This window comes from Muricoprocola aceti (assembly GCF_025567005.1).
Lineage (GTDB): Bacteria > Bacillota > Clostridia > Lachnospirales > Lachnospiraceae > Marvinbryantia > Marvinbryantia aceti.
This window is the reverse complement of the sequence record NZ_JAOQKE010000013.1, coordinates 1-13,482: the sequence shown is the minus strand read 5'-3', so window position 1 is coordinate 13,482 and position 13,482 is coordinate 1. Positions and strand designations below refer to the sequence as shown.

The following is a 13,482-nucleotide window of genomic DNA, read 5'->3' as shown; positions in this document are numbered from 1 at the left end:
TTTCCTTTCTGTTCTATTTTATCTTCTTTTTTCCCGGAATCCATCTTCCATTCTTATCAACATAATGGGTTCCAACCCAGGTCTTCTTCGCCATATATCCATTGCTTTTAAAATAATACCAATATGCTTTTTTCGTCTTCGGATCTCGAATACACATCCAGGTCTTTGCTGCATAATTTTCCCAGGTTATCTGATAACGCATTCCCTTTTTGCTCTTTACCCAGCCTGCTGCTGACTTCGGCGGAGTCGTCTGGCGACCATCCATTCCATAGTAATGTCCATATTTGTCATAATCATTCACCATTCGACCATTGCCCAGAAAATAATGGCCATTCTTTTGGGTATTTTTCATCATCTGGCCATTTTTGTTGAAGTAATAGCAGCCAAGGCTGCTTTCTCCGTTCTGGTCTCTGGTATACAGCACCTGCCAGCCAGTGAGCATATAGCCATTCTCGTCAAAGGCATACGTAAATTTTTTCCCTTTATATGTCAGATTCTTCAGAGCCGGGATCCGAACTTCTCCATTCTTCTGGCCTTTCAGATAACTGTTCTTCGTCACATAATAACGGTATCTGCCACCAGGTATCTTCTGAAATCCTGCGCTGGCCGTGATGCCAAATGCCAGCAGCATCACCGTCAGCAGTAAAAGTGTGATGGTTCTTTTTCTTCTTCCTGTCATTCTTTTTCCTCTTTTTCTACAGCCAGTTGTACAATTCTACATATTTCTGTGCAGATGCGTTCCATGAGAAATCTTCTCTCATGCCTCTTTCTGCGATCTGATCCCAGACCGCTCTTTGCTCTACATATACTGAATGTGCAAACCGGATGGTATCAAACATCTCATGGGCATTGTAGTTTGCAAAACTGAATCCGGTACCGGTGCCTTCATATTGGTTATATGGTTTTACTGTGTCTTTCAGACCACCGGTTTCTCTTACTATTGGTACTGTTCCATATCTAAGGCTCATCAGCTGACTCAGTCCACACGGTTCAAACAGGGACGGCATCAGAAATGCATCACAGGCTGCATAAATCTTATGGGAAATATCCTCAGAATAGTAGATATTAGCAGATACTTTTTCCGGATACTTCCATGCAAAATGCCGGAACATATTTTCATATCGTTCTTCTCCTGTTCCCAGTACTACAATCTGATAATCCTGCTGGCACATTTCATCCATCATATAATCGATCAGATCCATCCCCTTCTGATCAGTCAGTCTGGACACAATGCCGATCATAAATGCATCCTTTTTCTGCGGCAGTCCCAGTTCTTTTTGCAGTGCTTCTTTGTTTTTTGCCTTTCCATTGCAGAAGCCGTCTGCCGTATAGGTCTGATAGATTCGTCCGTCTGTTTCAGGATTCCACTCCTGATAATCCAGTCCATTTACGATTCCTCTCAGATCATTGGCTCTGGCACACATCAGTCCGTCCAGATTCTCTCCATAGAATGGTGTCTTAATCTCCTCTGCATAAGTCGGACTGACCGTTGTCAGTGCATCTGCATAGACCAGACCACCCTTCAGATAATTGGCATCTCCATAAAGCTCCATCTTATCCGGCGTAAAATAATAATCTGGAAGCCCGGTAATATTCTTAATGGACTGCATATCCCATACTCCCTGAAACTTCAGATTGTGTATCGTCATAATACATTTCATATTGGCATAAAACGCATTCTCATGGAACTTGCCCTTCAGAAATACCGGTACCAGACCTGTCTGCCAGTCATGGCAGTGAATAATATCTGGCTGGAATCCAATCACAGGCAATACAGAAAGTGCTGCCTTGGAAAAGAAAGCAAACTTCTCCACATCCTCATAAATATTCCCATATGGTTTGAATCCTGCAAAGTAATATTCATTATCAATAAAATAAAAATGTATTCCATCATAGATCGTCTCAAGCACACCTACATACTGGCTTCTCCAGCCAAGATCCATATAGAAATGGGTAATATAAGTCAACTGCTTCCGGTATTCTTCCTTCATGCACATATACTTTGGAAGAATCACTCTTACATCAAACTGATTTTTATCCAGATACTTGGGAAGGGATCCAACAACATCAGCTAGTCCCCCGGTCTTGATAAAAGGCACTCCTTCTGAAGCTACAAATAAAATCTTCTTCATTATGAACCTCCTGGCATTTTCTTCCAGTTCAGTATACCTCTTTTCTGCCAAAAGAGCAATCTTTTCAGAGTGCCATCCCACTTATCGGTTCTTATATTCCAGACGCACTTTATCTGCAATCAGTGCAATAAATTCTGAATTCGTTGGTTTTCCCTTTCCTCCATTTACCGTATATCCAAACAATTCATCAATGGTATCCATCTTTCCCCTGCTCCAGGCCACCTCGATGGCATGGCGAATGGCACGTTCCACACGACTTGGCGTCGTCTGATGCATTTTGGCAATTGTTGGATACAGAAGTTTGGTAATAGAATTCAACATCTCCATATCGTTGACCGACATCATGATAGAATCTCTCAGATACTGGTAGCCCTTAATATGTGCCGGCACACCGATTTCATGAATAATATTGGTCACATCCGTCTCCAGATTTCGTTCCATATATTCCCTTTTACTTTCATATGCCTTTACTCGTTTGGCCTCTGCAAAATTCTTTTCTCCGGTCTGTTTTACATGTTTGATCCGGTTTATAACCATATCATTATCAAATGGTTTTAATATGTAATAATCAGCCCCCAGTTCAAATGCATTTTCCGTGATCTTTTCCTGTCCGATTGCAGTAATCACGATGAATGCAGGTCTTTTTTTGATCTCAGCATCCTCATTTACTTTTTCCATCACGCTGAGTCCATCCATCTTCGGCATGACAATATCCAGAAGAACTACATCTGGCTCTTTCTGTTTGATGATGCTGACAATCTCTTCTCCATTTCCGGCTTTTCCCACCACTTCCAGTTCTTTATCACTCTTTACGATATTCTCCAATAATTGTACGATTCTTTCATTATCATCTGCAATTGCCACATTTAATTTTCCCAAAGATCTATCCTCCAAATATATCATTTTCTCGTCATGTTTTTATTATAGGCAGCCAGTTGCAAAGATAGCAAGAAATTTCCATCGTATTTATTCGACAAAATTCGACATCGGATAATAAAAGAAAAAGGTCATGCTACCACTACTGTAACAGCACGACCTCCAAATCTTACGCTTCTTTTAACATACCGGATACAGTTCACCTGTCTTCGTATCCATAATATATCCGGTAATTCCCACATCCTTTGGAATCAGTGGATGCTCTTTTAAAGTCTTTACCGTATCTTCTACAGATTCACGAATGGTATTAAATCCACAAAGCCATTTTTCAAAATCCACACCTGCATACTTCAGCATCTCCACACTCTCCATGTTAATGCCACGCTCCTTCAGATGCCCCAGGATCATCTCTGCATCTATATGCTGTACACCACAATCTGTATGGCCAATAACCATAACATCCTCTACTCCAAGTTCTACGATGGCTACCAGAAGACTTCTTACCACACTTCCAAACGGATGTGTAATCACTGCTCCTGCATTCTTGATAATTTTAGCATCTCCATCTTTGATTCCCAGGGCTGCCGGAAGCAGTTCTGTCAGACGCGTATCCATACAGGATAAAATTGCCAGCTTCTTTTCCGGATATTTTCCAGCCTGATAACACTCGTACTCTTTATTCTCTACAAATTTCTTATTGTACTCCAGAATGTCCTGTATCATGTTTGTTCCTCCCATACTTGTTGCTAACACCGGTTTACAGTATCTCAATCAGTCGATCCACATCTTCTTCTCTGGTTGCCCAGCTGGTTACAAAACGCATAACCGTATGCTCAGAATCATAATTCTCAAAGAAATCAAAATCTACCTGTTCCAACAATTCTTTTTTCTTTTTATTGTCCAGCAACACAAACTGCTGATTGGTCGGAGAATCCAGATACATGGTATATCCCTTTTCCATAAGCGCTTTTTTCAGCTTTTCCGCCATGCGGATGGCATGTGCTGAAATCTCCTGATACAGTCCGTCTGTGAACAGGGTATCAAACTGGATTCCGATCAGTCTTCCTTTCGCCAGCAGGGCTCCATGCTGTTTGATCGTGGTAAAAAACTTTGGTATCAGGCCTTTCTTCGGAATAACCACTGCTTCGCCACAAAAGGCTCCTACCTTTGTTCCTCCGATATAAAATATATCACAATTCTGTGCCAGAACCGGAAGGGTCACATCCGTTTCTCTCGCAGCCAGTGCATATCCCAGTCTTGCCCCATCTACATACAATGGAATTGCATACCTCTGACAGATTCCATGAATCGCTTTTAATTCTTCCGCTGTATACAGCGTTCCATACTCCGTTGGATGTGTAAGATAGACCATTCCAGGCTGTACCATATGTTCATGATTCTCATCAGCATAGAACCATTTTAAATAATTTTCAACTGATTCTGCACTAATTTTCCCATCTTTCTGAGGCAATGTCAATACTTTATGGCCAGTGTATTCAATGGCTCCCGCCTCGTGTACATTTACATGTCCTGTCTCCGCAGCCAGTACTCCGTCATACATATGTAGCAGCGCTGCGATCACAGTTGCATTAGTCTGCGTACCACCCACCAGGAAGTGAACTTCTCCGTCCGGGCACTGGCACGCTTCCAGAATTTTTTTCTTTGCGGACACACAATACGGATCATTTCCATACCCCGCAGTCTGCTCCAGATTTGTCTCTACCAAACGCTCCAGGATCCTTGGATGAACCCCTTCCATGTAGTCACAGTTAAACTTCATTTTTTTCATTTACCTGAATCTCCTTCTATCACTTTTCGTCCAAGGCGGATATCCTCCAGATATTCTGCCAGTTCTTCATCCAGATTATGGAACAGCTTCTGTCCGCCCTTTCCTGATTTCTCCAGATATTGTTCTTTTATTTCTTCACGTACCTGCTGCATTTCCTCCCACAGACCTTTTGCAGACATACGATCTGCGCCGGCTCCCCAGATAATCTTCTGCTCCAGGGCATCGGATGTAGCAACGGTAACATGATATTTTTTTCCAATCTCATGTACAGTTTTCTCAATGTACTGATCCGCAGTCTCTGCTTCTTTTGTATACACCACATAAATATTGTGATATTTTTCCACCGATCCCAGCCCACCTTCTACTTTATAGGCATCGTATACCAGAATCAGTGTATTCTTCCTGTATCCCTGATAATTACAGAGAAGATCCATCAGCTTATCTCTGGCACTGTCAATATTCAGATTTGCCAGTTCTTTTAACTGGGGAATCGCAAAAATGATATTATATCCATCTACCAGCAGATACTCTTTTTCTGGATCCTTTTGTGATATCGTTACTGTAGACGCTGAAACAGTCCTTGCCCCGTTCTCTGCCGTCTTTTTCCTTCTCCATCCGATTCTTTCTCCGCTTCCGCCGCCATAGGTTCGATTGAATATTTCTTCCAGTTCACTGTCATCTCCCCATCCTCTGGAAGCCGCATATATCGCTGATGTGGCACGTGCAGGAAGTTCTTCTTCCTCTGCACTTTCCTTTTTCTGACAAAGACTTCCTTCCATGTGCATATAATCATATACCTGATCCCATGGCACAAGAAAGCCTGCTCCATGAGCACAAAATATAGAGCCTGTCGGATTCTCCAGATCCGCTTCTGCATCGTAGCCTATCTGATTGATCACCTCTTCCTGGTTATGACATACTTCATATCCTTTCAGCGTACAGAACAGATGTCCTCTTCCTCTGCTATAGGCTGTCACCTCTTTATGATAATCTCTCATGCAGGCCACCGGAGCACTTCCGTTTAATACTGCCATCTCCCCATCCAGTTCCGGTGATTGGAAAACTCCGTTCATTTTATTGAGATCCGTCATGGCCCGTCCCACATTCTCCATCGGTATTTCCAGCCGAAACTGATATACTGGCTCCAGCAACAGGCTGTCTGCCATCTTCAGCCCCTGACGGATAGCTCGGTAAGTTGCCTGCCTGAAGTCCCCACCTTCGGTATGCTTCAGATGTGCCTTTCCGGCTATCAGTGTTATCCTCATGTCCGTAATCTCAGACCCGGTCAGCACTCCCGGATGCTTCCGTTCCTCCAAATGTGTCATGATCAGCCGCTGCCAGTTCTTATCCAGCAGATCCTCACTGCAATCTGTATCGAACTGCAGACCACTTCCTCTTTCCAATGGTTCCAACAACAAATGTACTTCAGCATAATGACGAAGTGGTTCAAAATGCCCTACTCCTTCTACCGGTGCTGCAATCGTCTCTTTATAGGTAATACTTCCTGCTCCAAATTCTACCTCCATCTGAAATCGCTCATAAATCAGATTTTTCAGCACTTCGATCTGAACCTCTCCCATGACTTTTGCAGAAATCTCCTGCGTCCGCTCATCCCACACCATATGCAGCTGCGGCTCTTCTTCTTCAAGCTGACACAACTTTAAAAATGTGCCATGAACATCGCTGCCTTCCGGAAGCAAAATCTGATAGGACAATACCGGCTCCAGCACAGGCGCCTCTGCTTCGGTCTCAAATCCGTATCCCATACCAGCCAGACTTTTCTGCAACCCAGTCACTGCACAGACTTCACCAGCCTGTACTTCGTCTGTCATCTGACAGGCAGCTCCAGAATACAGCCGAATCTGATCCAATTTTTCTTTTTCCTCAAGACTGCTGCTCTCCAGAATCTGTTTTACCCGTAATCTTCCCCCGGTGATCTTCATATGTGTCAGCCGGTTTCCCTGGGCATCTCTGGATATTTTAAAAACTCTTGCTCCAAACTGCTGTGGATACATCGGCAATTCTGCCATATTATGTATCCCGTCTAAAAATTTCTCCACTCCAAGAAGCTTCAGGGCTGAACCAAAATAACATGGAAAAACTTCCCGCTTCCTGATCGCCCTTTTTACAATTTCCTGTCGGATCTCCTGCCGCTCAAGATACTCCAGCATCAGTTCTTCACTGCACATGGCGAGTTCTTCCTCTATCTCCTCTTTTCGTTTCACGGCATCGGAAAAATCAATACATCCGCTGTCCAGATATTTCTGCAATTCCTTCAAAATCTTTGTTCGATCCATACCTGGCATATCCATCTTATTTATAAATAAAAATACAGGAATCTGATACCGACGAAGAAGCTTCCACAATGTCATATCATGCCCCTGCACCCCATCTGGTGCGCTGATCACCAGGATTGCATAATCTAATATCTGAAGCGTCCTCTCCATCTCTGCCGAGAAGTCCACATGTCCTGGCGTATCCAGCAATGTATATTGACGTCCCTTCCAGTTCATTCTTGCCTGCTTGGAGAAAATCGTAATTCCACGTGAACGCTCCATCTCAAAAGTATCGAGAAACGCATTTTTATGATCTACTCTTCCTGGTTTTTTTATTGTTCCACTATGATAAAGCATACTTTCTGCCATAGTGGTTTTTCCTGCATCCACATGGGCCAATATGCCTAAAATCAAATGTTCTGTTTTTTCTGCCATACTTTTTTCCATCCTTTTCCCCATTGTACACGATCCTATTTATTCCGTCAAACAGGTATGTAAGAGAAAAACAGCAGTCAGATTCTGTTCTGACTGCTGTTTTGTCTTTATGCATGATTGAAATTGCTGCCAGTCCTTCCGATAAAGGAAAGAAGATACAAACCACAGATTCCCACAATGACATAAATGATTCTGCTTATCCAGGACATGTCACCAAAAATCCAGGAAACAAGGTTAAATTTAAATAATCCGATCAGTCCCCAGTTCAATGCTCCGATCATGGAAATGATCAGTGCTGTATAGTCCAATCCACGATTTTCCATTTTGCTACCTCCTTTTTTATAAGTATTCCAGAAAGTGAGCAAAATATACCTGTTACTGTGCGAGCTGATAAAAATCAGCTACTCGATTGGATGAATCAAACAGATTATTATACTGAATCATCTGATACTCCCTGATCTTATCACTATATTCTGAGATTTCATCCAATCCATGAAGCACTCCGTCTTTTCCCTGATATGCATTAGCTGTAATCACAGGCACCTGTTCATAAAGATCCAGCAGATACTTCTGATAACCGGTCATTTTTCCACCGATTACTTTCATAAGATAAGCAGACAGATAATTGGCACTCATATCGATTTCTTCTTCCTGAATATCATAGTTGGCCCAGATAAGATAAGGTACTGTATATCTGTTTTTGGTATCCTCCAATGTAAAATCCTCTGCTTTCTTTCCAATCAGTTTCTCATAAAAAGATGTTGACAAAGATGGCTGATGATCTCCAAACATAATGATTACAGTAGGTTCTTCTACGTTTTTGAAATAGGATACCAGATTTTCAAATGCCAAATCTGTTGTTCGAATCAGATTAATATACTGTTCTGCTGCTTCATCCTTTTGTTCCGCACTGGTGATCTGAATCGGTGTATCAATCAATCCCTGAGAGGCCGAATAGCCACCATGATTCTGAATTGTCACCGTAAAGACATAAAAAGGATCCCGGGTCTGTTTTCTGGCTGACTCATATTCCGAAATCAACAAATCAAAATCTGTTTGATCCGATGCAAAGTTCCGAATGTATGCTATCTGATCAATGTCAGCAGCTCCAATAAATTTCTGAAACCCAAGCAGTGGATATATCTTATCCCGGCTCCATGAGCTCTTTGTTGCAAGATGAATGGCTTCATTTCCTGTATAGCCGTCTGCCACCAGATTATGTGTAAGCGATGGAAATGTATCTTTTATATAACTGTTATATGGAATTGCCCGATATGGCAAAAAAGCCATTGAACAGCCCGTAAGAAATTCAAATTCGGTATTGGCAGTATTTCCTGCAAATACGGACACATACAGATTTCCTTTTACTGTATCTTCCGAAAGATTATGTACAAATGGCATATAGTCTTCTGTAGTTTCCAGTTTTCCATCTATATTCAGATCAGAATACGCCTCATTCATAATCGCAATGATGTTCGGTCTCACTTCTGCATTCTGCCCCGACACGGAATCTGATGTATAGGATGCTGTTATCTGTTCCACTTTCGAAACTGAATAATTGTCGGGTTCTTCTACTACGTAGTAAGTATAACTTAAAAAGAAAGATAACAGTGAGCCATTCGTTGCATAGTTTCTGGATGGTTCCCAGACACTCACTGTGATTCCATGTTTTTTCATCAGATCACCATGAAGCATCTGTGTGTAAAATATTCCATATGGAATACAAAAACCCAAAAGAGCACAAATTCTTTTTTTCCAATTTAGCCCTTTATAACTTTTCAAACTTAATGTGACACTAATGAAAGCAACTGTATAAACCAATGCCCACAAAGCTGATCGATTCAGCTCATAAGTATAGTGCTTTGCTACGTCCATTGCTGTTCCTAATGAAGCTATATCTGCCACCATAACAGGAATTCCACGAAACTGCCATACAAAATAATTCGCCAATCCTGCAATAGAAGCCAGCAAGGTCAATAAAGCTGCTGTATATTTCGTACGATTGCAGATCAGATAAAGCCCCCACCAGATCAAACCATATAACAAATAGTTTGCTAATCCTTTGAACTTAAATGACAAACGTATAAATTTTCCAATTCCATATCCTGAATACCGCTGTACAATAAAAAATGCCATTGGTACGGAGAGGATAAAAAGAATTCTGGCCAGTAATTTATTCACATCCAGTTCTTTTTTTTCTTTTCCGGGTAAATTTATGCAAAATTTATCCAACGGAAGACCTACCAGAATTGCAGTTGCTCCAAGTACCATAAACATCAGAATCATGCTGTTATATGCCATATGCATCATACCGAATTTCAGCTTTATATGCCCCTCTGCCTCTGCTCCATTCACTGTCAGAGCGTTAAAAAGATCTCCATTTTTGCCAATTTCATAAAGATATACACCTTTTTCACTTTTCACATTCTGACTTCGAATTACCAGATTGTAAACTTCATCTTTCACCAATTCCACAGGTATTGCAAAAGTGGTTGTGACAGATGTCTTGGATTGTTTCAGTTTTCTTACCTCTTTTTGTGCTGTGGCCAGCACCATTCCATCTTTATTCTGTATTTCTACTACAATAGTTCCAGAACCATTTTTCTGTTCCCAGGCCTTGAAATCGAGCATTACTTTTGTGATTTCTTTTTCTTTCGCCACAAACTCCTGACAGATCTCCTGTGTTCCATTTAGGCTGATTTCTTTTTCACTCTGGCCACTATAAGCACTTCCGTACTCTTTTTCTTCATAAAATGCATTTCTGTTTACAATCAGCATGATCCCCATTACCAATAACAGACAGAATAAACATTTCTTTTTTAACTGATATATGAAAATCCCTTCTTTCTACTTTCTTTTGAACTCCACCTATCAGCATATCTTTTGTTTTTGATAGAAATATGATATTTCTATTGTTTCATTTTTCCGATTTTAATACTGCTTTGTACTTTTTCCAGCCATTCAAGACACTTTTTTCCATACTCTGGCCGATCGAGATGAAGTTCATGTTCATTTCCGTCTAAGTCCTCCAAAACAAGGCTATACTCATCTACCGGAAATTCTCCAAACTCTCCTCCCGCAACACGCATATAGGCACGCCTGATATCCGAATACGCAATATAGGATGTCTGAAAAAAATATCTGTGAATCAACCACTCTTCTCCCAAGATCACTTCCCCTATCCTTTTGCCTTTTTTACATTGCTCCTTTATCACTCTTCGTTCCAGTGCTTCACCATATAATGCCTTCATTATTTTCCTCTATACGCTAAGAGAACCAGCTGTCATGACAAGCTGGTTCTCACTCTCTTTTGTATCTTTATTATCTTTTGTAAAAGTTGTAATCTTTTGTACCTTCAAAACCGCATACGGTAAATACTTTTTTCATCCGTGTTTCCCAGACTATTTAGGTCAAGCCTTCGACCTATTAGTGACAGTCAGCTCCATACATTACTGCACTTCCACCTCTGCCCTATCTACCTCGTCGTCTTCAAGGGGTCTTATTGCTTTCGCATGGGATATCTCATCTTGAGGGGGGCTTCACGCTTAGATGCCTTCAGCGTTTATCCCTTCCCGACTTGGCTACCCGGCCATGCACCTGGCGGTGCAACCGGTACACCAGAGGTCAGTCCATCCCGGTCCTCTCGTACTAAGGACAGCTCCTCTCAAATATCCTACGCCCACGCCGGATAGGGACCGAACTGTCTCACGACGTTCTGAACCCAGCTCGCGTACCGCTTTAATGGGCGAACAGCCCAACCCTTGGGACCTACTACAGCCCCAGGATGCGATGAGCCGACATCGAGGTGCCAAACCACTCCGTCGATGTGAACTCTTGGGAGTGATAAGCCTGTTATCCCCAGGGTAGCTTTTATCCGTTGAGCGATGGCATTCCCACTTAATACCACCGGATCACTAAGTCCTACTTTCGTACCTGCTCCACCCGTCGGTGTCGCAGTCAAGCTCCCTTCTGCCTTTGCACTCTTCGAATGGTTTCCAACCATTCTGAGGGAACCTTTGAGCGCCTCCGATACCCTTTCGGAGGCGACCGCCCCAGTCAAACTCCCCGCCTGGCATTGTCCCACCGCCGGGTCACGGCGGCTGGTTAGAAACCCAATACTGCAAGGGTGGTATCCCAACATTGGCTCCGCGGCTACTGGCGTAACCGTTTCTCTGCCTCCCACCTATCCTGTACATGCAATACCGGATCCCAGTACCAAACTGGAGTAAAGCTCCATGGGGTCTTTCCGTCCTGGCGCAGGTAACCAGCATCTTCACTGGTACTTCAATTTCACCGGATGCATTGTCGAGACAGTGCTCAAATCATTACGCCTTTCGTGCGGGTCGGAACTTACCCGACAAGGAATTTCGCTACCTTAGGACCGTTATAGTTACGGCCGCCGTTTACTGGGGCTTAAATTCAAAGCTTCGCTTTCGCTAACCTCTCCTCTTAACCTTCCAGCACCGGGCAGGCGTCAGCCCATATACCTCACCTTACGGTTTTGCATAGACCTGTGTTTTTGCTAAACAGTTGCTTGAGCCTATTCTCTGCGGCCCTCTTACGAGGGCACCCTTTCTCCCGAAGTTACAGGGTCATTTTGCCGAGTTCCTTAACAATGCTTCTTCCGCCGGCCTTAGGATTCTCTCCTCATCCACCTGTGTCGGTTTACGGTACGGGTACAGTAAGAACAATAGCAGCTTTTCTTGACGCATGGCTCACACTCTTCCCTACTCTTTTTCGGTCCGCATCACGTCTTCGGATTGATGTACGGATTTTCCTATACATCTCCTACCCCGCTTGCACGCGGCTTTCCATTCCGCGCCTGTGCTCTCCACACGTGTCCCTACAGTTCTGTCTTACTGCAGTACAGGAATTTCTACCTGTTGTCCATCGGATACGCTTTTCAGCCTCTCCTTAGGCCCCGACTTACCCGGAGCAGATCAGCTTTACTCCGGAAACCTTGGATATTCGGCCACAGGGATTCCCACCCTGTTCTCGCTACTCATTCCAGCATTCTCTCTTCCTGTCCCTCCACCGCTCCTTTCGGTACGGCTTCGCCGGTCAGGAATGCTCCTCTACCAATCACTAACGTGATTCCTGAGCTTCGGTGTCGTGTTTCAGCCCCGGACATTTTCGGCGCAGGAACTCTCGACCAGTGAGCTATTACGCACTCTTTGAATGTATGGCTGCTTCTGAGCCAACATCCTGGTTGTCTTTGAATTCCCACATCCTTTTCCACTTAACACGCACTTTGGGACCTTAGCTGCAGGTCTGGGCTCTTTCCCTTTTGACTGCCCAACTTATCTCGTGCAGTCTGACTCCCGCGCATCATCTGTATGGCATTCGGAGTTTGATATTCTTCGGTAAGCTTTGACGCCCCCTAGGAAATTCAGTGCTCTACCTCCATCAGATTAACACGAGGCTAGCCCTAAAGCTATTTCGAGGAGAACCAGCTATCTCCGGGTTCGATTGGAATTTCTCCCCTATCCACACCTCATCGCCACCCTTTTCAACGGATGTGCGTTCGGACCTCCACTACCTCTTACGGCAGCTTCATCCTGGACATGGATAGATCACCCGGTTTCGGGTCTGCTCCGACTGACTATGGCGCCCTCTTAAGACTTGGTTTCCCTCCGGCTCCGGACCTTTAGTCCTTAACCTTGCCAGCCAGCGCAACTCGCTGGACCGTTCTACAAAAAGTACGCGGTCGCACATATAGAGTGCTCCCACAGTTTGTAAACACAGGGTTTCAGGTTCTCTTTCACTCCCCTCCCGGGGTCCTTTTCACCTTTCCTTCACAGTACTATGCGCTATCGGTCACTGAGTAGTATTTAGCCTTGGGGGGTGGTCCCCCCGACTTCCCACAAGGTTCCACGTGTCTCGTGGTACTCCGGATACTGCTGTCTCAGTTTCGATTTCAGGTACGGGGCTTTCACCCTCTCCGGCCGGCTTTCCCAAAACCGTTCCCTTATCG

9 protein-coding genes and 1 rRNA gene are annotated in these 13,482 nt (G+C 43.6%); all 10 read right to left on the bottom strand.

All coding sequences use genetic code 11. The features are described 5' to 3' along the window. Window positions 1-13 precede the first annotated feature (13 nt). Window positions 14-679, bottom strand: a complete 666-nt coding sequence (locus tag OCV47_RS10245; RefSeq protein ID WP_262654992.1) for a hypothetical protein — start codon at window positions 677-679, stop codon at window positions 14-16. Window positions 680-695: 16 nt separating this feature from the next. After that, entirely contained in the window at window positions 696-2,132 is a 1,437-nt protein-coding gene (gene glgA, locus OCV47_RS10240; RefSeq protein ID WP_262654991.1) for a glycogen synthase GlgA, read from the bottom strand. An 81-nt stretch (window positions 2,133-2,213) separates the two neighbouring features. After that, complete coding sequence (gene spo0A / locus OCV47_RS10235) at window positions 2,214-3,011, bottom strand: sporulation transcription factor Spo0A (protein ID WP_117449985.1); 798 nt, start codon at window positions 3,009-3,011, stop codon at window positions 2,214-2,216. 177 nt (window positions 3,012-3,188) lie between these two features. Then, window positions 3,189-3,731, bottom strand: coding sequence for a beta-class carbonic anhydrase (locus tag OCV47_RS10230; RefSeq protein WP_117449984.1), 543 nt, complete (start codon window positions 3,729-3,731; stop codon window positions 3,189-3,191). Between the two features lie 34 nt (window positions 3,732-3,765). After that, a complete protein-coding gene (locus OCV47_RS10225; RefSeq protein ID WP_256301350.1) occupies window positions 3,766-4,797 on the bottom strand; it encodes a threonine aldolase family protein in 1,032 nt (343 codons plus the stop codon). Then, window positions 4,794-7,508, bottom strand: coding sequence for a translation factor GTPase family protein (locus OCV47_RS10220; RefSeq protein WP_256301352.1), 2,715 nt, complete (start codon window positions 7,506-7,508; stop codon window positions 4,794-4,796). The genes OCV47_RS10225 and OCV47_RS10220 overlap by 4 nt, the downstream gene beginning before the upstream one ends. Window positions 7,509-7,615: 107 nt before the next feature. Beyond that, window positions 7,616-7,831, bottom strand: a complete 216-nt coding sequence (locus OCV47_RS10215; protein ID WP_256301354.1) for a DUF378 domain-containing protein — start codon at window positions 7,829-7,831, stop codon at window positions 7,616-7,618. Window positions 7,832-7,883: 52 nt separating this feature from the next. Next, window positions 7,884-10,286 carry an LTA synthase family protein gene (locus OCV47_RS10210; RefSeq protein WP_262654989.1) on the bottom strand — a complete coding sequence of 801 codons (2,403 nt, stop codon included), beginning with the start codon at window positions 10,284-10,286 and terminating at the stop codon, window positions 7,884-7,886. A gap of 131 nt (window positions 10,287-10,417) precedes the next feature. Then, window positions 10,418-10,759, bottom strand: coding sequence for a hypothetical protein (locus OCV47_RS10205; RefSeq protein WP_262654988.1), 342 nt, complete (start codon window positions 10,757-10,759; stop codon window positions 10,418-10,420). 155 nt (window positions 10,760-10,914) lie between these two features. Continuing rightward, window positions 10,915-13,482 (bottom strand): 23S ribosomal RNA (locus tag OCV47_RS10200); the annotation flags it as partial.